At 68.1% G+C, this 25,139-nt stretch carries 19 protein-coding genes; 12 read left to right on the top strand and 7 right to left on the bottom strand.

All coding sequences use genetic code 11. The features are described from left to right. Nucleotides 1–5: 5 nt before the first annotated feature. A complete protein-coding gene (locus tag HHL10_RS09875) occupies nt 6–1,703 on the top strand; it encodes an MFS transporter (protein WP_169160185.1) in 1,698 nt (565 codons plus the stop codon). Between the two features lie 86 nt (nt 1,704–1,789). Here the strand turns inward: HHL10_RS09875 and HHL10_RS09870 are convergent, their stop codons facing one another. Continuing rightward, entirely contained in the window at nt 1,790–2,389 is a 600-nt protein-coding gene (locus tag HHL10_RS09870) for a cytochrome C (RefSeq protein ID WP_169160184.1), read from the bottom strand. A 195-nt stretch (nt 2,390–2,584) separates the two neighbouring features. Between HHL10_RS09870 and HHL10_RS09865 the strand changes: the two genes are divergently transcribed. Next, nucleotides 2,585–4,486: a type IV pili methyl-accepting chemotaxis transducer N-terminal domain-containing protein gene (locus tag HHL10_RS09865; protein ID WP_169160183.1), complete on the top strand. Its 1,902-nt coding sequence runs from the start codon at nt 2,585–2,587 to the stop codon at nt 4,484–4,486. Nucleotides 4,487–4,493: 7 nt separating this feature from the next. After that, nucleotides 4,494–5,192, top strand: a complete 699-nt coding sequence (locus HHL10_RS09860) for a response regulator (protein WP_169160182.1) — start codon at nt 4,494–4,496, stop codon at nt 5,190–5,192. Nucleotides 5,193–5,564: 372 nt separating this feature from the next. On the opposite strand, the gene HHL10_RS09855 is transcribed toward HHL10_RS09860, so the two are convergent. Both HHL10_RS09855 and HHL10_RS09850 read right to left on the bottom strand, forming a co-directional pair. Continuing rightward, nucleotides 5,565–8,621: an FAD-binding and (Fe-S)-binding domain-containing protein gene (locus HHL10_RS09855; RefSeq protein WP_169160181.1), complete on the bottom strand. Its 3,057-nt coding sequence runs from the start codon at nt 8,619–8,621 to the stop codon at nt 5,565–5,567. Further along, complete coding sequence (locus HHL10_RS09850; protein ID WP_169160180.1) at nt 8,618–9,316, bottom strand: GntR family transcriptional regulator; 699 nt, start codon at nt 9,314–9,316, stop codon at nt 8,618–8,620. Before HHL10_RS09850 ends, HHL10_RS09855 begins: the two co-directional genes overlap by 4 nt. Before the next feature lie 124 nt (nt 9,317–9,440). Between HHL10_RS09850 and HHL10_RS09845 the strand changes: the two genes are divergently transcribed. The 4 genes from HHL10_RS09845 (at nt 9,441) to HHL10_RS09830 (ending at nt 14,126) form a co-directional block, all read left to right on the top strand. Further along, entirely contained in the window at nt 9,441–10,682 is a 1,242-nt protein-coding gene (locus HHL10_RS09845) for a pyridoxal-phosphate-dependent aminotransferase family protein (protein ID WP_169160179.1), read from the top strand. A gap of 293 nt (nt 10,683–10,975) precedes the next feature. After that, a complete protein-coding gene (locus HHL10_RS09840; RefSeq protein WP_169160178.1) occupies nt 10,976–11,944 on the top strand; it encodes a Bug family tripartite tricarboxylate transporter substrate binding protein in 969 nt (322 codons plus the stop codon). 162 nt (nt 11,945–12,106) lie between these two features. Continuing rightward, nucleotides 12,107–13,339, top strand: coding sequence for a CaiB/BaiF CoA transferase family protein (locus HHL10_RS09835; RefSeq protein WP_169160177.1), 1,233 nt, complete (start codon nt 12,107–12,109; stop codon nt 13,337–13,339). Further along, nucleotides 13,332–14,126, top strand: a complete 795-nt coding sequence (locus HHL10_RS09830) for an enoyl-CoA hydratase (protein WP_169160176.1) — start codon at nt 13,332–13,334, stop codon at nt 14,124–14,126. Before HHL10_RS09835 ends, HHL10_RS09830 begins: the two co-directional genes overlap by 8 nt. A gap of 18 nt (nt 14,127–14,144) precedes the next feature. Here HHL10_RS09830 and HHL10_RS09825 read toward each other — a convergent pair whose 3' ends face one another. Beyond that, nucleotides 14,145–14,411: a hypothetical protein gene (locus HHL10_RS09825; RefSeq protein WP_169160175.1), complete on the bottom strand. Its 267-nt coding sequence runs from the start codon at nt 14,409–14,411 to the stop codon at nt 14,145–14,147. A gap of 302 nt (nt 14,412–14,713) precedes the next feature. Here HHL10_RS09825 and HHL10_RS09820 point away from each other — a divergent pair, with 302 nt between their 5' ends. Continuing rightward, the gene (locus HHL10_RS09820; RefSeq protein ID WP_169160174.1) at nt 14,714–15,052 is read left to right on the top strand and encodes a hypothetical protein; all 339 of its coding nucleotides are present in this window, start codon (nt 14,714–14,716) and stop codon (nt 15,050–15,052) included. A 28-nt stretch (nt 15,053–15,080) separates the two neighbouring features. On the opposite strand, the gene HHL10_RS09815 is transcribed toward HHL10_RS09820, so the two are convergent. The 3 genes from HHL10_RS09815 to HHL10_RS09805 all read right to left on the bottom strand — a co-directional run bounded on the left by HHL10_RS09815 (nt 15,081) and on the right by HHL10_RS09805 (nt 16,687). Continuing rightward, nucleotides 15,081–15,365, bottom strand: coding sequence for a hypothetical protein (locus tag HHL10_RS09815; protein WP_169160173.1), 285 nt, complete (start codon nt 15,363–15,365; stop codon nt 15,081–15,083). A gap of 113 nt (nt 15,366–15,478) precedes the next feature. Continuing rightward, nucleotides 15,479–15,931 (bottom strand): DUF4019 domain-containing protein, encoded by a 453-nt coding sequence (locus tag HHL10_RS09810; protein WP_169160172.1) that lies wholly within the window; start codon nt 15,929–15,931, stop codon nt 15,479–15,481. 21 nt (nt 15,932–15,952) lie between these two features. Next, nucleotides 15,953–16,687, bottom strand: a complete 735-nt coding sequence (locus HHL10_RS09805; protein WP_169160171.1) for a toll/interleukin-1 receptor domain-containing protein — start codon at nt 16,685–16,687, stop codon at nt 15,953–15,955. Between the two features lie 233 nt (nt 16,688–16,920). Here HHL10_RS09805 and HHL10_RS09800 point away from each other — a divergent pair, with 233 nt between their 5' ends. From HHL10_RS09800 to narH, 4 genes are all read left to right on the top strand, one after another. After that, nucleotides 16,921–18,204 (top strand): MFS transporter, encoded by a 1,284-nt coding sequence (locus HHL10_RS09800; protein ID WP_169160170.1) that lies wholly within the window; start codon nt 16,921–16,923, stop codon nt 18,202–18,204. Nucleotides 18,205–18,304: 100 nt separating this feature from the next. Next, nucleotides 18,305–19,729 carry a NarK family nitrate/nitrite MFS transporter gene (locus HHL10_RS09795; RefSeq protein ID WP_169160169.1) on the top strand — a complete coding sequence of 475 codons (1,425 nt, stop codon included), beginning with the start codon at nt 18,305–18,307 and terminating at the stop codon, nt 19,727–19,729. Nucleotides 19,730–19,785: 56 nt separating this feature from the next. Further along, nucleotides 19,786–23,568, top strand: coding sequence for a nitrate reductase subunit alpha (locus HHL10_RS09790; RefSeq protein WP_169160168.1), 3,783 nt, complete (start codon nt 19,786–19,788; stop codon nt 23,566–23,568). Nucleotides 23,569–23,597: 29 nt separating this feature from the next. After that, the gene (gene narH, locus HHL10_RS09785) at nt 23,598–25,130 is read left to right on the top strand and encodes a nitrate reductase subunit beta (RefSeq protein ID WP_169160167.1); all 1,533 of its coding nucleotides are present in this window, start codon (nt 23,598–23,600) and stop codon (nt 25,128–25,130) included. The last annotated feature ends 9 nt before the right edge of the window (nt 25,131–25,139 follow it).

Here is a 25,139-nt window from a genome sequence, read left to right as displayed (position 1 = left end):
GCACCATGGCCACCCCCGCCCGAGCGCTCGGGCCTTCGCGCTCGACGGCGCCGATGACGCGCGAGGAGCGCAAGGTCATCTTCGCCTCCAGCCTGGGCACCGTCTTCGAGTGGTACGACTTCTACCTCTACGGGGCGCTGGCGCCGATCATCGCCAAGCAGTTCTTCTCGGGGCTGGACCCGGGCGCGGCCTTCATCTTCGCGCTGCTGGCCTTCGCCGCGGGCTTCCTGGTGCGGCCCTTCGGCGCGCTGGTGTTCGGGCGCCTGGGGGACATGATCGGGCGCAAGTACACCTTCCTGGTGACGATCCTGCTCATGGGCTTGTCCACCTTCATCGTGGGCATCCTGCCCAGCTACGCCAGCGTGGGCGTGGCCGCGCCGGTGATGCTGATCGCGCTGCGCATGCTCCAGGGCCTGGCGCTGGGCGGCGAGTACGGCGGCGCCGCCACCTATGTGGCCGAGCACGCGCCGCACGGCAAGCGCGGCGCCTACACCGCCTGGATACAGACCACCGCCACGCTGGGCCTGTTCCTGAGCCTGGTGGTGATCCTGGGCACGCGCACGCTCATGGGCGAAGCGGTGTTCGCCGACTGGGGCTGGCGCATCCCGTTCCTGCTGTCGATCGTGCTGCTGGGCATCAGCGTGTGGATCCGGCTGTCGATGAACGAGTCGCCCGCGTTCAAGAAGATCAAGGAGGAGGGCCGCAGCTCCAAGGCGCCGCTGTCGGAGAGCTTCGGCCGCTGGAAGAACCTCAAGATCGTGATCCTGGCGCTGGTGGGCCTGACCGCGGGGCAGGCGGTGGTGTGGTACACGGGCCAGTTCTACGCGCTGTTCTTCCTCACCCAGGCGCTCAAGGTCGATGCGCAGACGGCCAACATCCTCATCGCGCTGTCGCTGCTCATCGGCACGCCGTTCTTCATCGTGTTCGGCTGGCTCTCGGACCGCATCGGGCGCAAGCCCATCATCATGGCCGGCTGCCTGGTCGCGGCGCTGACGTACTTCCCGCTGTTCAAGGCGCTGACGGCGGCGGCCAACCCGGCGCTGGCGCAGGCGCAGCAGGCCGTGCCCGTCACCGTCACGGTGGACCCGGCGCGCTGCAGCTTCCAGGGCAGCCCCATCGCGCGCGAGGTGGACTTCCGCACCGACTGCGACCTGGCCAAGCGCACGCTGGCGCAGGCGGCCGTGAACTACACGGTGGTGCAGGGGCCCGCGGGCACGCCCGCGACGGTGCAGGTCGGCAGCCAGGTCATCCCGTCCCCCAACGCCACGCTCACCAGCGACGGCAACGCCTTCGACGCGGCCAGCCGCGCGCGCATCGCCGCGTTCAAGAAGGAGGTTGCGGACGCGACCAAGACCGCGGGCTACCCGGCCGCCGCCGATCCCGCGCGCATCAACAAGCCGCTGGTGGTGGCGATCCTGACGCTGCTGGTGATCTACGTGACCATGGTCTACGGCCCCATCGCGGCAATGCTGGTGGAGCTTTTCCCCACGCGTATCCGCTACACCTCGATGAGCCTGCCCTACCACATCGGCAACGGCTGGTTCGGCGGGTTGCTGCCCACCACGGCCTTCGCCATCGTGGCGCAGACGGGCAACATCTACAACGGGCTGTGGTACCCCATCGTGGTCGCGGGCGCGACCTTCGTCATCGGCACGCTCTTCATCCGCGAGACCAAGGACCGCGACATCTACGCCGCCGATTGAGCGGCGCCGCCGGGCGGTCCGCGCCGCCGCTCAATGGAAAAAGCGCGGCCGTGGCCGCGCTTTTTCTTCACGCCGGTGCGCGGGCTTCAAGGTCCGGGGTTGGGATTGTCCGCCGCCGGGGGCAGGGCGCTGAGGTACTCGTAGATGGCGCGCAGGTCGCCCAGGACCATCTTGCCGTACACCGGCCAGGGCATGACCTGCAGGATGTGCGAGTCACCGGGGTCGCGCCCGTTGCGCATCAGGCGGATGAACTGCCACAGCTTCAACCCCGCGGGGTGGCCGTCGGCGTCGGGCCGCAGGTTGGCCGAGGTGACGGTGCCGAACTGGCGCCCGCCGGTCAGGTACTGCGCGGCATTGATCACCTCCGTCTGCCCCAGGAAGGGGTCGCCGCCGGGCAGGTAGGAGGGGTGGGTATGGCAGTCGTTGCAGGCGCCCGCGGCGTTGACGAGGTAGCTGCCCAGGCCCACCAGGGCGCGGTCGCGTCCTTTCATGTTCAGGTGCACGCCCGCGGGCACGAGCTTGAGGCCGCGCCGCGCGCGCTCGTCCAAGGCCTCCGGCGGGGCGGCGCTGGGCCCCGCGCCGGGCTGGTCGTCTTCGACGGCGGCGCGCGCCGGCGCCGTGGCCGTCAGCGCGCACAGCAGGGCCGCGCCGGCCAGGGAACTCAGGGAAAGGGAGGTGCGAAGCATGAGGCGATCCTTTCACCACCGGGTCTTGCAAGTTGGCGCGCGCCGCGCTCGCGGTGCATGCCGGGGGGCTACCGTAGGCGCGGGTTCCGGGGGGCGCATCCCGGGGTCTCGCGCGGCACGCCGTGCGTTTGCGGGATGCGCGGCTTCTTGGCCTGTGGCAGCCCAGGGTCGGCGCCGCCCGCATAGAGTGCGCGCATGACATACACCTGGACACTGGCCCGCAAGCTGTTGGCCATTGGCGGCGCCATGCTGGTGCTGGCGCTGGGCTCCATCGGGCTGACGCTGTGGGTGAGCTGGCAGCTCGAAGGCGGCGCCGCCGCCGTCAACGAGGCCGGGCGCATGCGCATGCAGACCTGGCAGCTCGCGGCCTCGCTGCACGACGCGCCGCCGGCGCAGGTGCAGGCGCAGTTCGAGCGCTTCCAGGCCAGCCTGGACCTGCTGGCCCAGGGCGACCCCTCGCGCCCGCTGCTCGTGCCCTGGAACGACCCGGCGCAGGCCGCCTTCCACGACGTGCTCAAGCAGTGGCAGGCGCTGCGCGTGCGCTGGACGCAGCAGCCGCTGCCCGAGCCGGTGGCGGTGCGCGCCGATGCTGAGGCCTTCGTGCGCGCGGTGGACGTGCTCGTCAACGCCATCGAGCAGCAGCTCGCGCGCTTCACCAGCATCCTGCACCTGTACCAGCTGGCCATGCTGGGGCTGGCGCTGGCCGCGGCGGTGGCCCTGCTCTACACCGGCTACCTGTTCGTGCTGGAGCCGCTGGCGCGGCTGCAGCGCGGCCTGGAGCGCATGGAGCAGGCGGATTTCGGCGCGCGGGTGGAGGTCAACACCCATGACGAGTTCGGCCGCCTGGCCGCGGGCTTCAACCGCATGGCGCAGACGCTGCAGTCGCTCTACCGCGGGCTGGAGGACAAGGTGCGCGAGAAGACGGCCAAGCTGGAGCTGCAGCGCGGGCGGCTGGCGGCGCTGTACGACGTGAGCGCGCTGCTGGCGCGCGCCGACACGCTGGAGGCCATGGCGCAGGGCTTTGCCGCGCAGGTGCGGCGCATCGCGCAGGCCGATGCCGCGGCGATCCGCTGGTCCGACGAGGCCAACCAGCGCTACCTGCTGCTCGCGGCCGAGGGGCTGCCGCAGGCCATGAGCGAGAGCGAGCACTGCGTGCCCACGGGCGAGTGCCTGTGCGGGCAGTCGGCGGCGGACGCGCGCACGCGCGTCATTCCCATCGTCGCGGCCGACCGCACGCTGGGCCATTGCGCGCGCGAGGGTTTCAGGACGCTGGTGAGCGTGCCGGTGCAGTTGCACCACCGGCTGCTGGGCGAGGTGGACCTGTTCTACCGCGCCGACGTGGCGCTGGGCGAGGAGGAGAAGAGCCTGCTCGATGCCCTGGCGAACCACCTGGCCGGCGCCATGGAGGGCCTGCGCGCCGCGGCGCTGGAGCGCGAGCGCGCGGTGGCCGAGGAGCGCAGCTTCATCGCGCGCGAGCTGCACGACTCCATCGCGCAGTCGCTGGCCTTCCTGAAGATCCAGGTGCAGCTGCTGCGCGCGGCGCGCCAGCGCGGCGACGCGGCGGTGCTGGAGCGCACGCTGGGCGAGCTCGACACCGGCGTGCGCGAGTGCATGGGCGACGTGCGCGAGCTGCTGGTGCATTTCCGCACCCGCACCAACGCCGAGCACATCGAGCCCGCGCTGCGCACCACGCTGCAGAAGTTTGAGCACCAGACGGGCCTGAGGACGCACCTGGAGATCGACGGCCATGGCCTGCCGCTGGACCCGGACGTGCAGGTGCAGGTGCTGCACGTGGTGCAGGAGGCGCTGTCCAACGTGCGCAAGCATGCGCAGGCGCGCGAGGTGTGGGTGGAGGTGGCGGCCGACAGCGCGGGCTGGCGCTTCGAGGTGCGCGACGACGGCGTGGGCTTCGAGCCCGAGGCCGACCGGGCCGAGACGCATGTGGGGCTGCGCATCATGCGCGAGCGCGCCGCGCGCATCGGCGCGCAGGTGCGCATCGACGCCGTGCCCGGCGCGGGCAGCTGCGTGACGCTGACGCTGCCGCCCTCGGCCACGGCCGCCGCCACCACGCCGGCGGGCAGCGCGGCGGCGGCATGATCGCGGGATGACTTCTTCCCTGACTTCCGGCGCGGCGGCGCCGATCCGGCTGCTGGTGGTGGACGACCACACGCTGTTCCGCCGCGGCCTCATCGCGCTGCTGGCCGCCGACGCGCGCTTCGCGGTGGTGGCCGAGGCGGGCGACGCCGGCGAGGCGCAGCGCCACGCGCAGGCACTGCAGCCCGACCTGATCCTGCTCGACAACCATCTGCCCGGCGTCCACGGCGTGGACGCGCTGCGCGGCCTGAAGGAGGCGGCGCCCAAGGCGCGCGTGCTCATGCTCACCGTGAGCGAGGACGAGCGCGACCTGGCCGCCGCGCTGCGCAACGGCGCCCAGGGCTACCTGCTCAAGACCATCGACAGCGAGGCGCTGGCCGCCTCGATCGTGCGCAGCATGCGCGGCGAGTCGGTGGTGAGCCCGGAAATGACGGCCAAGCTGGTAGCGGCTTTTCAATCGCTGAACACGCCGCCCGCGGCACCGGCACAAGCGCCCGAGGCGCCGGCCGACCCGATCGTGACGCTGTCGCCGCGCGAGCGGGAAATCCTGCGCCACATCGCCCGCGGCGCCAGCAACAAGGAGATCGCCCGCGCGCTGGAAATCGCCGAGACCACGGTGAAGATCCACGTGCAGCACATCCTGCGCAAGCTCAACCTGAGCTCGCGCGTGCAGGCGGCGGTGTACGCGACGGAGCGGGGGGTCAATTGAGGCGGTATCCGGCAGGCTGATGCCGGTCCGTGCCTGCTTCGTCATGCCCGCACAGGCGCACTGCTGTCCGGGGAAAGTGGTTGGGACGTTGGCCGAAAGCTGACGCGCTGCGTTCCCCACTTCGTCATCCCCGCGCAGGCGCCCACCCTTGGTGAGCGCCCAGGCGGTCCCCAAGCAGCCGCAAGCTGCTTGAGCGGCGCGCTGAGGCACTGGATGTCGTGATGCCTGCGCTGTCTCTTACGTTCTGATGTGGGACGGCCTGGGTTCCCGCCTGCGCGGGAATGACGAGGTAGGGGGCGTGGCGTTCGAGCCTCCGGGCTGGCACGAGACTGTGCTTTTCCCGAACAGCACTTCGCCTGTGCGGGCCTGAACTTAACCCTCCTCCATCAACCCCTCCAGCAGCCGCGCCACGTGCACCGCCTCGCGCTGCGCGCCGTGCGCCACCTGGTGGCGGCAGCTGGTGCCGTCGGCGACCACGATGGCCTCGGGTTGCCGGCGCAACGCCGGCAGCAGCGACTGCTCGGCCATCGCCATCGACACCTCGTAGTGCCGCTGGTCGTAGCCGAAGCTGCCGGCCATGCCGCAGCACGAGCTTTCGATCAGCTGCGGCTGCGCGCCGGGAATGAGCTTGAGTACCTGCATGACCGGCTCCACGGCGCCGAAGGCCTTCTGGTGGCAGTGGCCGTGCAGCAGGATGGGCTTGTCCACGCCGCGCAGCGACAGCTTCAGGCGACCGGCCTTCGTCTCGCGCGCCAGGTACTCCTCGAACAGCAGCGCCTGCGCCGCCACCGCCTTGGCACGCTCGCCCAGGCCCAGCGCCAGCGCCTCGTCGCGCAGCGTCAGCAGGCACGAGGGCTCCAGCCCCACCACCGGCACGCCCAGCACGGCAAAGGGCGTCAGGTCGTTGACCAGCGCCGACAGCCGCTCCCGCGCCTCGTCCACCATGCCGGCGGCCAGGAAGGTGCGCCCGCAGCAGTGGTGGCCGCCGCGGTCGCCCTTGTCCAGCACGTGCACCGTGCAGCCCGCGCGCTGCAGCACGCGCAGCGCCGCCAGGGCGTTCTCGGTCTCGAAGCTGGCATTGAAGGTGTCCACGAACAGCACCGCCGCCGGCTTGCCTTGCTTGGCCGCGGCCAGCGTGGCCTCGGCCGTGGCGCCGCGGCGCGACTCCGGCGCGCGCCAGAAGGTGTCGCTGCGCCAGCGCGGCAGCGGCCGCTTCGCCGTGATGCCCAGCACCCGCTGCGACAGCCGCGCCAGGGCCGGCATGTCGTTGCGCAGGTTCAGCAGCGGCGCCCAGCGCGCGGCGCGCGGCGCGTAGTCGGGCAGCCGGGCAATCAGCTTGTCCTTGAGCGTGTGGCCGTGGCGGCGCTTGTAGTGGCTCAGCCACTCGGTCTTCATGCGCGACATGTCCACGCCGGTGGGGCAGTCGCGCTTGCAACCCTTGCAGCCCACGCACAGCTCCATGGCCTCGCGCACGGTCTCGCCGGTGAAGGCGTCGGGGCCGAGCTGGCCCGACAGCGCCAGCCGCAGCGTGTTGGCGCGCCCGCGCGTGAGGTGCGTCTCGTCGCGCGTGACGCGGTAGCTCGGGCACATGGTGCCGGCGTCGAACTTGCGGCAGTGCCCGTTGTTGTTGCACATCTCCACCGCCTTGGCGAAGCCGCCGGTGCTGTCGCCGCCGGTGCCCGGCGCGGTGGTCTGCTCCGTGACGGGATCGTTCTGCACGTCCCACGCCGACCAGTCCAGCACGGGCTTCAGCTCAATGGTGCGGTAGGGGCGCGGCGACTCGGCTGGCGCGAAGCGGAACAGCGCGCCGTCGTCCATGCGCGGCGGGTCGATGATCTTGCCGGGGTTGAACAGCCCGATCGGGTCCAGCCGCTCCTTGATGCTTCTGAAAGCCTCGTTGAGCGCGGGCCCGAACTGCCATTCGATCCACTCGCCGCGGCACAGCCCGTCGCCATGCTCGCCGCTGTAGGCGCCCTTGTAGCGGCGCACCAGCGCGGCGGCTTCCTCGGCGATGGCGCGCATGCGCCGGGCGCCGTCGCGGCGCATGTCCAGGATCGGGCGCACGTGCAGCGTGCCCACCGAGGCATGCGCGTACCAGGTGCCGCGCGATCCGTGGCGCGCGAACACCTCGGTGAGCGCATCGGTGTACTCGGCCAGGTGCTCCAGGGGCACGGCGCAGTCCTCGATGAAGCTCACCGGTTTGCCGTCGCCCTTGAGGCTCATCATGATGTTGAGCCCCGCCTTGCGCACCTCCCACAGGTTCTTCTGCGGGGCGTCGTCGGGCATCTGGACCACGCTGCCCGGCAGGCCCAGGTCGCCCATCAGCGCCACCAAGTCCTTGAGCCTGGGCAGCAATGCGGCCTTGTCGCTGCCGGCGAATTCCACCAGCAGGATGGCCGCGGGCTTGCCGATCAGCGCCGTCTCGATGGTCGGGCGGAAGGCCGGGTTGTTCAGGCTCAGCTCGATCATGGTGCGATCGACCAGTTCCACCGCCGTGGGGCCGAGCTTGACGATGTGCTGGGCCGCGTCCATCGCGGCGTGGAAGGTGGGGAAGTTCACCACCCCCAGCACCTTGGCGCGCGGCAGCTCCGAGAGCGCCAGCGTCAGCGTGCGGGTGCAGGCCAGCGTGCCCTCGGAGCCGATGAGCAGGTGCGCCAGGTTGACGCTGCCGTCGCTGGTGTACGGGCGCTCGTTCTGGTTGTGGAAGATGTCCAGGTTATAGCCCGCGACGCGGCGCAGCACCTTGGGCCAGCGCTGCTCGATCTCCGCACGGTGCTGGAGCGCCAGATCGCGCACGAGTTCGCCGATCTCGCGGGACCGCGCGCCCGCCTGCGCCATCGGGCCGAAGTTCACCGAGCTGCCGTCCGAGAGCCAGGCGCTGGCGCCCAGGACGTTGTGGACCATGTTGCCGTAGGCGATGGAGCGCGAGCCGCAGGAGTTGTTGCCCGCCATGCCGCCCAGCGTGGCCTGCGCCGCGGTGGACACGTCCACCGGGAACCACAGCCCGTGCGGCTTGAGCTGGGCATTGAGGTGGTCCAGCACGATGCCGGGCTCGACGGTGGCGGTGCGGTGCTGCACGTCCACCTCCAGCACGCGGCGCAGGTGCTTGGTGTGGTCGATCACCAGCGCCGCGCCCACGGTCTGCCCGCACTGGCTGGTGCCGCCGCCGCGCGGCAGCACCGGCACGCGCAGCTCGCGCGCGATGTCGATGGCGACGCGCACGTCCTCTTCGCTCCTGGGCACCAGCACGCCCACGGGCATGACCTGGTAGATCGACGCGTCGGTGGCGTAGCGCCCGCGCGCGCCGAGGTCGAAATGCACCTCGCCCCGGGTCTCGGCGCGCAGCCGCTTCTCCAGCGCCAGCGACACCTCGTTGGCGACCGGCTCGGTGCCGCGCGGCGCCAGCCGCTGGGGCGAGTCCATCTTCATGCTTGGCTCCCGTTGGCCGCGACGGGGAGCAGCGCCCCGTTGCGGATCATGTTCAACACGGTGTCGCGCTTGCGCTCCAGGTGCGCCACCAGCACCGCCTTGAGCCCGGCGGCGTCGCGCGCGGCCAGCAGCTCGATCATGCGTTCGTGCTCCTTCACGGCCTCCTGCCACTTGGTGCGTTCCTGGTTGGTGCGGAAGCGCAGCGACTGCACCCGGGCATTGAGCCCGCGGTAGGTGGCGGCCAGCACCGGGTTCTTGGCCGCGGCATTGATGCCGTCGTGGATCTGGGCATTGAGTCGGTAGTAGCCGGGCAGGTCGCCGCGCGCGTGGCAGGCCAGCATCTCGTAGTGCAGCGCGCGCAGTTCGGCCACCTCGGCGTCGGTGATGCGCTGCGCCGCCAGCTCGCCCGACAGGCCCTCCAGGCTGGCCAGCACCTCGAAGGTGTGGCGCACGTCCTCTTCGTTCATCTGCACCGCCACCGCGCCGCGATGGGGCAGCAGGTCCACCAGCCCCTCGGCCGCAAGCTGCCGGATGGCCTCGCGCAGCGGCGTGCGCGACACGCCCAGCCGCTCCGCCAGCTCGCGCTCGTTGAGCTTGGCGCCGGGCGCGATGCGGCCCTCCACCAGCATGTCGCGCAGCCGGGCTGCCACCTGCTCGTGCAGGCTGCGGCGCGCGATCTCGATGACTTCGGCCATGGTCCAAACCTCCGATTTCATTTTTGCATGCAACATGCAAATCCTGTTTTGCGAGTGTGCTGGGGATATCCCGAAGCATTTTTTGGCATTTTGTATGCAACATGGGTGCTGAAAGGACGTACCCATGCAGACTCTCGACGCTCATCCCAGCGGCCGCCACTTCCTGCAGATTCCGGGGCCCAGCCCGGTGCCGGATCGCATCCTGCGGGCCATGAGCCTGCCCACCATCGATCACCGCGGTCCGGAGTTCGGGCAGTTGGGCAAGCGCGTGCTGGCTGGCATGCAGCAGGTGTTCCAGACGCAGCATCCGGTGGCGATCTACCCGGCCTCGGGCACCGGCGCCTGGGAGGCGGCGCTGAGCAACACGCTCAGCCCCGGCGACACGGTGCTGATGTACGAGACCGGCCACTTCGCCACGCTGTGGCGGCGCTTGGCCGAGCGGCTGGGGCTGGAGGTGGAATTCCTGACCTGGCCGGGCAGCGACGCGGTGCTGCCCGAGGCGCCGGGCTGGCGCCAGGGCGTGCGCGCCGACCTGATCGAGGAGCGGCTGAGCCGCGACACGGCGCACCGCATCAAGGCCGTGTGCGTGGTGCACAACGAGACCTCCACCGGCGTCACCTCCGACATCGCCGCCGTGCGCCGCGCCATCGACGCCGCGCGCCATCCGGCGCTGCTGATGGTGGACACCATCTCGGGTCTCGCCAGCGCCGACTTCCGGCACGACGAGTGGGGCGTGGACGTCTCGGTCAGCGGCTCGCAGAAAGGGCTGATGCTGCCGCCGGGCATCAGCTTCAACGCGCTCTCGCCCAAGGCGCTGGAGGCCTCGCGCAGCGCGAAGCTGCCGCGCTCCTTCTGGGCCTGGGACGAGATCGTCGAGATGAGCGCCGGCGGCTACTGGCCCTACACGCCCAACACCAACCTGCTCTATGGCCTGTCCGAGGCGCTGGACATCCTGCTGGGCCAGGGCCTGGCGCAGGTGTTCGCGCGGCACCAGCGCTGGGCCGCGGGCGTGCGCGCGGCCGTCAACGCCTGGGGGCTGCCGATCCAGTGCGCCGACCCGAAGGTCTATTCGCCGGTGCTCACCGGCGTGATCCTGCCGCCGGGCGTGGACGCCGACGCGGTGCGCAAGCTCATCCACCAGCGCTTCGACCTGTCGCTGGGCACCGGCCTGGGCAAGGTCAAGGGCCGCATGTTCCGCATGGGCCACCTGGGCGACAGCAACGACCTCACGCTGCTGGCCATGGTGGGCGGCGTGGAGATGGGCCTCAAGCTCGCCGGCGTGCCGCTGGCGGGCTCCGGCGTGCAGGCCGCGATGGCGCATTTCGCGGCCTCGCCGAGTCCGGGGACGCCGGCGGATGTGGGCTGACGCTGAGCCGGCCGCAGTCATCACGTCGTCATTCCCGCGAAAGCGGGAATCCAAGTTTGCGGCCTCATGTGAATCCACCTGAAAGCCACCGTCCTGGCGGACGGCCAAACATGGATGCCCGCGTACGCGGGCATGACGACCGGTTTGGCTCACGGCCCACGTCCCAGGGCGCCCACTGATTGGGCTTTCCTTTCACCAGTCCTGCGCAGCACCACCCCTGCGCAGGCCCGACCCAGCGTTCCTGCATCCATAAACCTTCTTGCGGCGATAGACCCAACGACAGGAGACACAACATGCAACGCAGAACCTTCGCGGCCGCGGCCGCCGGCATCCTGGCCGCCCCCTGGGTGCACGCGCAACCGGCCTTCGGCGGCCCGGTGCGCATCGTGGTGGGCTTCGCGCCCGGCGGCGGCACCGACATCCTGGCGCGCGTGCTGGCGCAGAAGCTGGGCGCCATGTGGGACACCCAGGTCATCGTGGACAACCGCGCCGGCGCCAGCGGCACGCTGGCGGCCGACCTGGTGGCCAAGGCGCCCGCGGACGGCCTCACGCTGCTGATGGCGCACATCAACAGCCATGCCATCGCGCCGGCGCTGCTGCCCAGCATCAAGTACGACCCGGTGCGGGACTTCTCGCCGCTGGCCCTGGTCGGCGTCACGCCCAACCTGCTCATCTGCAACGACAAGCAGGAGGCGCGCACGGTCAAGGACGTGGTGGAGCTGTGCCGCAGGAACCCCGGCAAGATCAGCTTCGGCTCGGCCGGCACCGGCTCGGCGCAGCACCTGGCGCTGGAGATGTTCAAGCTCGCTGCCAAGGTCGATGCGCTGCACGTGCCCTACAAGGGCTCGGGCCCGATGCTCACCGACCTCATGGGCGGGCAGATCCACTACAGCTTCGACACCATGACCGCCGCCACGCCGCACGTGAAGAGCGGCAAGGCCATCGCCATCGCGCAGACCCGGCCGCAGCGCGCCAAGGGCCACCCCAACGTGCCCACCATGGCCGAGTCCGGCTACCCCGGCTTCGACGCCACCACCTGGTACGGCCTGGTCGGCCCGGCGCGCCTGTCGGCCGCGCTGGTCAAGCGCATCAACGAGGACGTGAACCGCGCCCTGGCGATGCCCGACGTGATCGAGAAGCTGGAGCAGTCCGGCGCCGAGGACGGCGGTGGCTCGCCGGAGAAATTCGCCGCCTTCATCCAGGCCGAGTCCCGCAAGTGGGCCAAGGTCATCAAGGACGCCAACGTCAAGGCCGACGCGTGAGCTTGAGCTCACTTCGATCGTGAATGACCCGTTCGCCCTGAGGTATCGAAGGGCGAATCCGCAAGGCTCGTACGCCTGCCGCACAGCAGGGGCCGTTCATCCTTCAATACCTCAGGACGAACGGAAACCTCACTGGCAAGCCCGAAATGTAATGAGTCACCCATGAGCAGTACCCCACTTGAAACGAATGGCGCACGCCCCTTGCCCCTGGCCGGCGTGCGCGTGCTCGATGTCAGCCAGGTCATGGCCGGCCCCTACGCCTGCATGCTGCTGGGCGACCTGGGCGCGGACGTGATCAAGATCGAGCCGCCGGGCAGCGGCGACCAGACGCGCGGGGCCATGGGCTTCAAGCTCAAGGGCGCCGACTCGCTGGGCTTCCTCAACCTGAATCGCAACAAGCGCAGCATCGCCCTCAACCTCAAGTCCGAGGCGGGCAAGGAGGTGATGCGGCGCCTGGTGGCCGAGGCCGACGTGCTGGTGGAGAACTACCGCCCCGGCGTCATGAAGAAGCTGGGCTTCGGCTACGAGGCGTGCCGCGCGATCAACCCGCGGCTGGTCTACGCCAGCATCTCCGGCTTTGGCCAGAGCGGCCCGTGGTCGGACCGCCCCGGCTTCGACCTGATGGCGCAGGCCATGTCCGGCGTGATGAGCGTCACCGGCCACCCCGACTCGCCGCCGGTCAAGGCCGGCGTGCCGGTGGCCGACATCGGCTGCGGGATGCTGGCGGTGTACGGCATCCTGGGCGCGTACATCGGCGCGCAGAAGAACGGGGAAGGCCAGTACGTCGATGCCTCGCTGTTCGACACCGCGCTGGCCTTCTCGGTGTGGGACGTCTGCGACTACTGGGGCACCGGCCGCGTGCCCGGCCCGGTGGGCACGGCCAACAAGATGAGCGCGCCCTACCAGGCCGTGGCCTGCGCCGACGGCCACTTCGTGATGGGCGCCAACAACCAGAAGCTGTGGCTGCGGCTGTGCCAGGTCATCAACCGCCCCGACCTCGCCGTTGACGAGCGCTTCGGCGACATCGCGGCGCGGCTGCGCAACCGCCCCGAGCTGATCGAGGAGCTGGAGAAGACCTTCAGGACCCAGCCCAAGGATTACTGGGTTGAGACGCTGCTGGAGGCCGGCATCCCGGCCGGTCCCATCCTCAACTACGCCGAGGCTTTCGACAGCGACCATGCCCAGGCGCGCGGCATGCGCATGGAGATCGACCATCCCGTCGAGGGCCGAGTGCCCAACATCGGCTTCCCGGTGAAGCTCTCGGGCACGCCGCCGCAGGTGCGGCGCCATCCGCCGCTGCTGGGCGAGCACACCGCCGAGGTGCTGGCCGAGCTGGGCATGTCGGAAGCCGAGCGCGCGGCGCTGGCGGGGCAGGGGGCGTTCAGCGATGAGTGAGAACAACCAGGCCGACGAGGGGCGCGTGCGCCTGGCGCTGCACGAGGGCGTGGCCGAGGTGGTGTTCGACCGCCCGGCCGCGCGCAACGCCATGACCTGGGCGATGTACGAGGCGCTGGATGCGATCTGCGCCCGGCTGGCGCTGGACCCGTCCGTGCGCGTGGTGCTGTTCCGGGGCGCGGGCGGGCAGGCCTTCGTGGCCGGCACCGACATCGCGCAGTTCCGCGATTTCAGCGCCGGCGAGGATGGCGTGACCTACGAGCGGCGCATCGATGCGCTGATCGACCGCGTCGCCTCGCTGCCCATGCCGACGCTGGCGCTGGTGGAGGGGTTTGCGGTGGGCGGCGGGCTGGCCATCGCCACGGCCTGCGATTTCAGGCTTGCCACGCCCGATGCGCGCTTTGGCGTGCCGATCGCGCGCACGCTGGGCAACTGCCTGTCCATGGCGAACGTGGCGCGGCTGCGCGACGCCTTCGGCAGCCAGCGCGTGAAGCGCATGCTGCTGCTGGCCGAGCTGCTGGGCGCCGAGGAGGCGCGGGCCTGCGGCTTCCTGCACGGCGTGCATGCGCGCGAGGACATCGAGGCCCAGGCGCGCGCGCTGTGCACGGCGCTGGCCGCTTTGGCGCCGGTGACGCAGGCGGTGGCCAAGGAGGCGCTGCGGCGGCTGGCGCTGGCGGCCGTGCCGGACGGGGATGACCTGGTGCGGCGCTGCTACGGCAGCGGCGACTTCCGGGAGGGGGTGGCGGCGTTCACCGAGCGGCGCGCGCCGCGCTGGCGCGGCGAGTGAGGCGCGCGGGTCGGGCCGCTACAGCTGCTGCTCGATCCATTCCCAGGCCTTCTTCGGCAGCCAGCCGGCGTAGTCGCGCGTGACCTTGATGACGAGCAGGCTGTCGTCGTCGTGCAGGGTCTTGCGCAGCCGCGCGGAGAGCTGGTCCGCCGCCTCGGCGGTGTGCACCAGCCAGGTGGTGCCGAGGTGGTGCCACCAGGCGTTCGAGCTCTTGAGCTCGTCGTGCAGGCTGGCGTAGTTCTGGCCGAGCTTGGTGAGGTCGTAGGAGACGCAATAGACGGGCATGGCGGGCGTCCGGTCGCGGGGCGGGTGGTGCGTGAAGCCGCTTATGTCGCGCGGGCCGGCCGTTGGCGCCAAGGCAGAAAGTCGCACCCGCGCGTGCCGGCCGAGTCGATGGCGCACGTGGCGCGGGGCGGCGTGAACTGCGCACGCGCGCGGCGGGGCACGGCGCCGTTCTCCTGGCCCGGCGCAAGCACACTGCAAGACCGTGGGCGCAACCTGGGGGACGCAGGCCCTGGGCGCCGGACGCGGGGAGTTTGGGCAGGGCGTGGCCGGGGGCTTGGCCCCGGCGAAGGTGGGAATGAGCGATGGACAACTTCACGAAATACGCCCGACACACGCACAAATTGTTTTCCTGCTCGGCCAGCCTGATGCTGCCGAATCATCGGCTGCTGCCGGCGCACACGGTGGAGATCAGTGCCGAGGACTTGAAGGCGGTCGTGTCCGAGAACCTGCCGGAGGGGCTGGACTGCCTGATCCGCCTGAACGTGCCGGTGAAGCCCGCCGGGGCGCATACCGTCATCGCCCATGTCGAAACCCGTGGCAGCGTCTTCGACGGCAAGCACGGCGGGTTTCTGGTGGAGTTGAGATTCACCGCCATTGCGGCGCAATCGCGGGCGGTGATCAAGGATTTTCTGGGGGCTTGAGAAAAAAGGCCAAGCCCCTGGCCTTCGCTCATTCCCGCGAATTCCGGCGCGACGCTTTTGAGTTGCCAAATATTTGCAAAAGAAGTTCTGCAATGATTCCGGTAATGAGCAAGGCGCCAAGGAGAACAGTGATGAATTCCAGGTCGGACGCCAGGCCGGGTTTCTGTCCGTCAAAAATCTGGTTGTGGAAGGACCACAAGGCTTCGGAAAAAGGAATGGCGCGAATGTCGTTGTGCCACCAGTAGGTCAGAAACAAGGCGCCGGCGATGGAAAGAGCGGCGCAAAGAATGCGCTTGAGAACTGCTTTTTTCATTGGGCCACCAGTCGGCCTCATGCTTCAATCTTTGTGCCTGGTATGCGTTCTTGCCGGTGTTGATTGCGCGGGATAGGGAGCAGTAGACAATACCTAAGCCCGGTCCGTGCGCGTTATTGAGGTTTTGAGGTAGGCGTGGGCGCAGTTGCAGGTGCGCCCCATAGGCCAGCGAGGCGGAAACGACCATCCTTTTCTTTGATTACAACGATGCGCTCATAGAATTTGCCTGCGGTGTAGGAGGTTGCATAGTTGAAAGCATATATTTCCCCCTTGATGCTGGTCGTTGGATCAGTTTGACTGTAAGCCATGTCCACGAACCTTGCCTCGTTGGCCGAGCCCAATTGAGACCTCCCCACAGTCATGTTTGCCATGAACGATTCTTTTGTCATTCGCTTCTTGAAGAATTCGCTTGTTTGTGAATCCCATAGCGTCTCGAACTGTCTTTGTTGGAGCAGTGCAAGGATTTCTTTTGCTGCTTTGGCTGCGTCATCTTGATCCGCTGCATGCACGGTCAAGGCAACCAGGGCAAGAAGAGTGGAAAGAAAGGCTTTTAGCAGACTTTTCAATTTTGGCTCCTAGTGTTGAGGTTAAGGGTCGCAGCGGCGAATAATTTTGGACTCTGGTGGAAACTTCGAGTAATCTGTGTAGGTTACTTCCGGGCATTGCGTGTTTAGCGGCGGTGAATTTGATGTATTCGAGTCCGGGCCCTTCATGCCGGCTGGTGGTGTGGAATTGTTTGCCGGGTCTTGTTTTTGATTGGAATCTCGTGGTGCGAATAGTTGTTGTGAGAGCAGTGCGGCGCTGACTGCTGCCGTCAGTAAAAATATTGCAATGCCCCAAAACTTTACCTTGCGCCTGCTTGAGAGGCTATTGTTTTGTGGTTTATCTTGGTTAAATGTGTGATTCCTCCAGTTGCTTTGGGTGATCGTTTGATCAAGAGCGTTTACTGCCTGCGCCACTTCGGCGGCAACGCTCCCTTCTGGCTCAAGGACTGTAACGGATTTGAGGTAGGGTGGGATCGCCGACCAGGACGTGTCCTTGAGCAGGACTGGTATAACTCTTTCCTTTGGGTGTCGCCATTTTGTTTTTGCGTACTTGAGTTCTGTGAGTGCAAAGCTGCCTGGGGATGTTGATTCCGGGCTTATTAGAAAAATGAAGATGTCGGCGCTTTTGACGGCGAGATCAATTCTTGTTTGATAGTCTCCCCCTGGAGGTAGGCTTTCTTTGTCAAAAAAGACGTCGTGGCCATGCGCAAGGAGCGCGAGTTGAACTTCTTCAGCCTTTTCCCGATCTTCCGACGCGTAGGACAAAAATATTTTCATATCTGGAAGATCGTGGTGAAGAGATAGCTGAAGTGAAGTGCAGTTGAAGAGCGTCTGCTGTGAGCGTTGCCGTCGCTAGTTCTTCAGAACGATGTCGCTTGTCAGCCGTCATCCTCCATCGGGCTACTTTTACATCGTCCTTTCCGACACCGGCACCTGACCGACAGAAGAATGGGCTGAATCCCGGGTAAACCCCAAAGTCGCGGCCATAGAGCAAACAGCAGGGGAACTCCATGGCCATTCCCGGGACAGCCACCATCGCGGCGCCGCGTGCCGCCGCCACCCGCCAGCGTCAGGCGCTGTCGGTGCTGGTGGTCAGCACGCTCGCGTTCACGGTGTGCTTCATGGTGTGGATGATGTTCGGCGTCATCGGCATCCCGCTGAAGAAGACGCTGGGCCTGAGCGCCACCGAGTTCGGCCTGCTCACCGCCACGCCCGTGCTCACCGGCTCGCTGGTGCGCGTGCCGCTGGGCATTTGGACCGACCGCTTCGGCGGCCGCATCGTCATGACCCTGCTCATGGCGCTCACGGTGCCCGCCATCTTCCTGATGGCCTTCGCGACGCAGTTCTGGCACTTCATCGTCATCGGCCTGTTCGTGGGGCTGGCCGGCGGCGCCTTCTCGGTGGGCACGCCCTACGTCGCGCGCTGGTTTCCCAAGAACCGCCAGGGCTTTGCCATGGGCGTCTACGGCGCCGGCAACTCGGGCGCGGCCGTCAACAAGTTCCTCGCCCCGGTCATCCTCGTGGCCGCCGGCTGGACCATGGTCCCGCAGGTCTACGCCGCGGTGATGCTCGGCACGGTGGTGCTGTTCTGGATGTTCAGCCACACCGACCCGTCGCACGTGGTGCCGAGCAACGTCACCTTCGCGGACCAGCTCAAGGCGCTCAAGGACCCCAAGGTGCTCAAGTATTGCCAGTACTACAGCATCGTGTTCGGCGGCTACGTGGCGCTGTCGTTGTGGATGGTGCAGTACTACGTGGGCGAGTACGGGCTGGACATCCGCGTCGCGGCGCTGCTGGCGGCCTGCTTCTCGCTGCCCGGCGGCGTGCTGCGCGCCATCGGCGGCTGGCTCTCCGACAAGTACGGCGCCCACAGCGTGACGTGGTGGGTGATGTGGGTGAGCTGGATCTGCCTGTTCCTGCTGTCCTACCCGCAGACCGACTTCAGCATCCAGACCGTCAATGGCGTCAGGACCTTCCACCTCGGCCTCAACGTCTACGCCTTCACGGGGCTGATGGCGATCCTGGGCGTGGCCTGGGCCTTCGGCAAGGCCAGCGTCTTCAAGTACATCAGCAACGACTACCCCAAGAACATCGGCGCCATCAGCGGCATCGTCGGCCTCGCCGGCGGCCTGGGCGGCTTCATCCTGCCCATCCTGTTCGGCGCGCTGATGGACCTCACCGGCATCCGCTCCAGCGCCTTCATGCTGCTCTACGGCGTGGTCTGGGTCTCGCTGGTCTGGATGTACTTCACCGAGGTCCGCCGCCAGCCCGTCATGGGCGAGGCCGCGGCCTGACCACCCACAAGTTCCAGGGCGCCGCGCACCGCCTCCTCCGGCAATCCACCCATCCCGCGCGGCGCCCCTTTCTTCTCTCCCGTTTCCTGTGGAGAACACGATGACTTCAACCTCAAGCACCGCCGTTGCCTTAGGCGCACGGCAAGGCCGCACCCTGCTGCACTGGCTGCCCGAGGACAAGGGCTTCTGGGCCCGCGAGGGCGAGGCCGTTGCACGGCGCAACCTGTGGCTGTCGGTGCCCGCGCTGTTCCTGGCCTTCGCCATCTGGCAGGTCTGGAGCGTGGTGGCGGTGAGCCTGCCGGCGCTGGGCTTCCAGTACTCCACCAATCAGCTGTTCTGGCTGGCCGCGGCGCCGGCGCTGTCGGGCGCGACGCTGCGCATCTTCTACTCCTTCATGGTCCCGGTCTTCGGCGGGCGGCGCTGGACGGCGCTGTCCACCGCCTCGCTGCTGATCCCGGCGCTGGGCATCGGCTTCGCGGTGCAGGACAACAGCACCGGCTACCCGACCATGCTGACGCTGGCGCTGCTGTGCGGCCTGGGCGGAGGCAACTTCAGCTCCAGCATGGCCAACATCAGCTTCTTCTTCCCGAAGGAAAAGAAGGGCGCGGCGCTGGGCGTCAACGCCGGCCTGGGCAACCTGGGCGTGTCGGTGGTGCAGTTCCTGTCGCCGCTGGTCATTGTCATGGGCCTGTTCGGCGCCATCGGCGGCGAGGCGCAGCAGATCATGAAGAACGGCACCGCCTCCGCGGTGTGGGCACAGAACGCCGCGTTCATCTGGGTGCCGTTCATCGCGCTGGCCGCGCTGGCGGCCTGGTTCGGCATGAACGACATCGCCGATGCCAAGGCCTCCTTCGCCGCGCAGGCCGCGATCTTCCGCCGCAAGCACAACTGGCTGATGTGCATCCTGTACCTGGGCTGCTTCGGCTCCTTCATCGGCTACGCCGCCGGTTTCCCGCTGCTGATCAAGAGCCAGTTCCCCGGTGTCAATCCGCTGGCCTACGCCTGGATGGGCCCGCTGCTGGGCGCGCTGATCCGCCCCGTCGGCGGCTGGCTGGCCGACAAGCTCGGCGGCGCACGCGTGACCTTCTGGAACTTCGCCGTGATGGCGCTGGCCGTGCTGGGCGTGCTGCACTTCCTGCCCGTGAACGGTGCGGGCGGCAACTTCACCGGCTTCTTCGCGATGTTCCTGGTGCTGTTCATGACCACGGGCATCGGCAACGGTTCCACCTTCCGCATGATCCCGGTGATCTTCCTGAGCCAGGCGCTGCGCGGCGTGGACCGCAACGACGCCACCGCCGTGGCCCGCGCCACCCGGGAAGGCAACACCGAGGGCGCCGCCACGCTGGGCTTCACCGGCGCCATCGGGGCCTACGGCGGTTTCTTCATCCCCAAGAGCTACGGCACCTCGATCTCGCTCACCGGCGGGCCCGAGGCGGCGCTGTACTGCTTCATCGCCTTCTACGCGCTGTGCGTGGCCATCACCTGGTGGTTCTACGCCCGCAAGCGCGCCGAGATGCCCTGCTGAGCGCGGCCCCGCGCTGACCGAGCACCGCATCCCCCCAGCATTACCGAGCAACGAGCATGAGCCACTTCCTCGATCGACTCACCCACTTCTCGCAGCCGAAGGAGGGCTTCTCCGACGGCCACGGCGTCACCACCGGCGAGGACCGCACCTGGGAAGACGCCTACCGCGCGCGCTGGCAGCACGACAAGATCGTGCGCTCCACCCACGGCACCAACTGCACGGGCTCCTGCTCGTGGAAGATCTACGTCAAGGGCGGCATCGTCACCTGGGAAACCCAGCAGACCGACTACCCGCGCACGCGCCCGGACCTGCCCAATCACGAGCCCCGCGGCTGCGCCCGCGGCGCCTCCTACAGCTGGTACCTGTATTCCGCGAATCGCGTGAAGTACCCCATGGTGCGCGGCCGGCTGCTCAAGCACTGGCGCGCGGCGCGCGCCGTGGCCAAGAGCCCGGTGGACGCCTGGGCCAGCATCGTCGAGAACGCCGACGCCCGGCGCGAATGGCAGCAGCAGCGCGGCCTGGGCGGCATGGTGCGCAGCACCTGGGACGAGGTCAACGAGATCATCGCCGCGGCCAACGTCTACACCGCCAAGAAGCACGGCCCGGACCGCATCATCGGCTTCTCGCCGATCCCGGCCATGTCCATGGTCAGCTACGCCGCGGGCTCGCGCTACCTCTCGCTCATCGGCGGCGTGTGCATGAGCTTCTACGACTGGTACTGCGACCTGCCGCCGGCCAGCCCGCAGACCTGGGGCGAGCAGACCGACGTGCCCGAGTCGGCCGATTGGTACAACGCCAACTTCATCATCGCCTGGGGCTCCAACGTGCCCCAGACGCGCACCCCCGACGCGCACTTCTTCACCGAGGTCCGCTACAAGGGCGCCAAGACCGTGGCGGTCACGCCCGACTACTCCGAGGTCGCCAAGCTCGCCGACCTGTGGATGCACCCCAAGCAGGGCACCGACGCCGCCCTGGCCATGGCCATGGGTCACGTCATCCTCAAGGAGTTCTACTTCGACAAGCGCAGTGCGTACTTCGACGACTACGCGCGCCGCTACACCGACCTGCCGTTGCTGGTGCAACTGGAACCGCAGACCCTGCCTGACGGCTCCACGGCGCTGGTGCCCGCGCACTACCTGCGTGCCAGCGACTTCAACGGCCAGCTGGGCCAGGCTGACAACCCGGAGTGGAAGACCGTCGCCATCGACGAGTCCGGCAAGGTCGTGCTGCCCAACGGCTCCATCGGCTTCCGCTGGGGCAAGGCCCAGGGCCAGTGGAACCTGGAGGCCAAGGAGGCCCGCCACGGCCAGCCGGTCAAGTTGAAGCTCAGCGCGCTGGAGGGTGAAGCGGTCGATGGCCTGGAGGCCGAGACCGCCACCGTCGCCTTCCCGTACTTCGGCGGCATCGACACGCCGCACTTCAACGCCAACCCGCAGTCCGGCGACGTGATCCGCCGCGTGGTGCCGGTGCAGCGCATCAAGCTGGGCAAGGACGGCGAGCAGCGCAGCGCCCTCGTCGCCACGGTCTTCGACCTGCTGGTGGCGAACTACGGCGTGGCGCGCGGCCTGCCGGGCGAGAACGCGGCCCGCAGCTTCGACGACGACCACCCGTACACCCCGGCGTGGCAGGAAAAGATCACCGGCGTGCCGCGCGAGCAGGCCATCACCGTGGCGCGCCAGTTCGCCGACACCGCGGACAAGACGCAGGGCAAGTCGATGATCATCATCGGCGCGGCCATGAACCACTGGTACCACGCCGACATGAACTATCGCGGCGTGATCAACATGCTCATGCTGTGCGGCTGCATCGGCCAGAGCGGCGGCGGCTGGGCGCACTACGTGGGCCAGGAGAAGCTGCGTCCGCAGACCGGCTGGACGGCGCTGGCCTTCGCGCTGGACTGGCTGCGCCCGCCGCGCCAGATGAACAGCACCAGCTTCTTCTACGCGCACACCGACCAGTGGCGCTACGAGCGCCTGGGCGTGGAGGAAATCCTCTCGCCGCTGGCCGACAAGGCCAGGTTCGGCGGCAGCCTCATCGACTACAACGTGCGTGCCGAGCGCATGGGCTGGCTGCCCTCGGCCCCGCAGCTGCAGACCAACCCGCTGACGCTGGCCGCCGAGGCCGCCCGGCGCGGCATGGAGCTCAAGGACTACGTGGTGCAGGGCCTGCAGAGCGGCGCGCTCAAGATGAGCTGCGAGGACCCGGACCACCCGGACAACTGGCCACGCAACATGTTCGTGTGGCGCTCCAACATCCTGGGCTCCTCCGGCAAGGGCCACGAGTATTTCCTCAAGCACCTGCTGGGCACCACGCACGGCGTGCAGGGCAAGGACCTGGGCGCCGATGAAGCGAAACCTGCCGAGGTGAAGTGGCATGCGCAGGCGCCCGAAGGCAAGCTGGACCTGGTGGTGACGCTGGACTTCCGCATGAGCACCACGTGTCTCTACTCGGACATCGTGCTGCCCACGGCCACCTGGTACGAGAAGAACGACCTCAACACCTCCGACATGCACCCCTTCATCCACCCGCTGTCCACCGCGGTGGACCCGGCGTGGCAGGCGAAGTCGGACTGGGAGATCTACAAGGGCTTCGCCAAGAAGTTCAGCGAGGTCTGCGTCGGCCACCTGGGCGTGGAGAAGGAGGTCGTGCTCACGCCGCTGATGCACGACACCGCCGCCGAACTGGCGCAGCCCTTCGGCGTGAAGGACTGGAAGAAGGGCGAGTGCGAGCTCATTCCCGGCAAGACCGCGCCGTCCATCGCCGTGGTCGAGCGCGACTATCCCAACACCTTCAAACGCTTCACGGCGCTGGGCCCCTTGCTGGAGAAGGTGGGCAACGGCGGCAAGGGCATCGGCTGGGACACCAAGGACGAAGTGGCCGCGCTGCGTGAGCTCAACGGCCGCGTGCACGAGGAGGGCGTGACCCAGGGGATGGCGAAGATCGAGTCCGACATCGACGCGGCGGAAGTCGTGCTGATGCTGGCCCCGGAAACCAACGGCCATGTGGCGGTGAAGGCCTGGGACGCCTTGGGCAAGCAGACGGGGCTCGATCACACCCATCTCGCGCTGCACCGCGAAGATGAAAAAATCCGGTTCCGTGACATCCAGTCGCAGCCGCGCAAGATCATCAGCTCGCCGACGTGGTCGGGCCTGGAGAGCGAGAAGGTTTCCTACAACGCCGGCTACACCAACGTGCACGAGCTGATCCCCTGGCGCACGCTGACCGGGCGCCAGCAGTTCTACCAGGACCACGACTGGATGCGCGCCTTCGGCGAGGGCTTCGTGGCCTACCGCCCGCCGGTGGACCTCAAGGCCGTGAGCCCGGTGATGGGCCGCATGCCCAACGGGCACAAGGAGATCGCGCTCAACTTCATCACGCCGCACCAGAAGTGGGGCATCCACTCCACCTACAGCGACAACCTGATGATGCTGACGCTCAATCGCGGCGGCCCCGTCATCTGGCTGAGCGAGACGGACGCGAAGAAGGCCGGCATCGTGGACAACGACTGGGTCGAGCTCTTCAACAGCAATGGCGCGATCGCGGCGCGCGCGGTGGTGAGCCAGCGCGTGAACGAGGGCATGGTCCTGATGTACCACGCGCAGGAAAAGATCATCAACACGCCGGGCTCGGAGATCTCCGGCACGCGCGGGGGCATCCACAACTCGGTGACGCGCATCGTCACCAAGCCCACGCACATGATCGGCGGCTACGCCCAGTACAGCTACGGCTTCAACTACTACGGAACCATCGGCACCAACCGCGACGAGTTCGTGGTGGTGCGCAAGATGGCCAAGGTCGATTGGCTGGATGACGAGCCGGTTGCGGCCGCACACGCCTGACCCGCACGCGAAAAGACACGGAGTACGACATGAAAGTACGTGCACAGATCGGCATGGTGCTCAACCTGGACAAGTGCATCGGCTGCCACACCTGTTCCGTCACCTGCAAGAACGTCTGGACCAACCGCAAGGGCCTGGAGTACGCCTGGTTCAACAACGTCGAGACCAAGCCCGGCATCGGCTACCCCAAGGAGTGGGAGAACCAGGACAAGTGGAACGGCGGCTGGATTCGCAACGCCGACGGCTCGATCGAGCCGCGCCAGGGCGGCAAGTGGAAGCTGCTGATGCGCATCTTCGCGAACCCGAACCTGCCGCAGATCGACGACTACTACGAGCCCTTCACCTTCGACTACGACCACCTGCAGTCCGCGCCGGAGAGCAAGGCCGCGCCCACCGCGCGCCCGCGCAGCCTGATCACGGGCCAGCGCATGCAGAAGATCGAGTGGGGCCCGAACTGGGAGGAGATCCTGGGCGGCGAGTTCTCCAAGCGCAGCAAGGACGCGAACCTCGCGACCTTCGAGGCCGCGCAGAAGGAGATCGTCGGCCAGTTCGAGAACACCTTCATGATGTACCTGCCGCGCCTGTGCGAGCACTGTCTCAATCCGGCGTGCGTGGCCTCCTGCCCCTCGGGCTCGATCTACAAGCGCGAGGAGGACGGCATCGTCCTCATCGACCAGGACAAGTGCCGCGGCTGGCGCATGTGCGTCTCGGGCTGTCCCTACAAGAAGATCTACTACAACTGGGAGACGGGCAAGGCGGAGAAGTGCATCTTCTGCTATCCGCGCATCGAGGCCGGCCAGCCCACCGTGTGCTCCGAGACCTGCGTGGGCCGCATCCGCTACCTGGGCGTGCTGCTCTATGACGCCGACCGCATCGAGCAGGCCGCCAGCGTGGAGCGCGACAAGGACCTGTACCAGGCGCAGCTCGACATCTTCCTGGACCCCCACGATCCGCGCGTGATCGAGCAGGCGCGGGCCGACGGCATCCCCGAGGCCTGGCTGGAGGCCGCGCGCCGCAGCCCCGTCTACAAGATGGCGGTGGAGTGGAAGGTGGCGCTGCCGCTGCACCCGGAGTACCGCACGCTGCCCATGGTCTGGTACGTGCCGCCGCTGTCGCCCATCACCTCGGCCGCGCAGGCCGGGCACCTGGGCGTCAACGGCGAGATCCCCGACGTGCAGCAGATGCGCATTCCGGTGCAGTACCTCGCCAACCTGCTCACCGCCGGCGATGAGAAGCCCGTGGTGCGCGCGCTGGAACGCATGCTGGCCATGCGCGCCTACCAGCGCGACAAGCACGTGGAGGGCCGCGAGAACCTGAGGGCGCTGGAGCAGGTGGGACTGAACCAGGCCGAGGTCGAGGCGATGTACCAGGTGATGGCCATCGCCAACTACGAGGACCGCTTCGTCATCCCGACCACGCACCGCGAGTACGCCGAGAACGCCTTCGACGTGCGCGGCGGCTGCGGTTTCAGCTTCGGCAACGGCTGCTCGGACGGTGCGGGCGAAACCAGCCTGTTCGGCGCCAAGAAGCGCCGCACGATTCCCATCCAGGCCACCGTCTGAAGGAGCATG

The organism is Azohydromonas caseinilytica (genome assembly GCF_012927045.1).
Taxonomy (GTDB): Bacteria; Pseudomonadota; Gammaproteobacteria; order Burkholderiales; family Burkholderiaceae_C; genus Azohydromonas; species Azohydromonas caseinilytica.
Note: the sequence above shows the minus strand (reverse complement) of the source record. Positions and strands in the feature narration are given on the sequence as shown.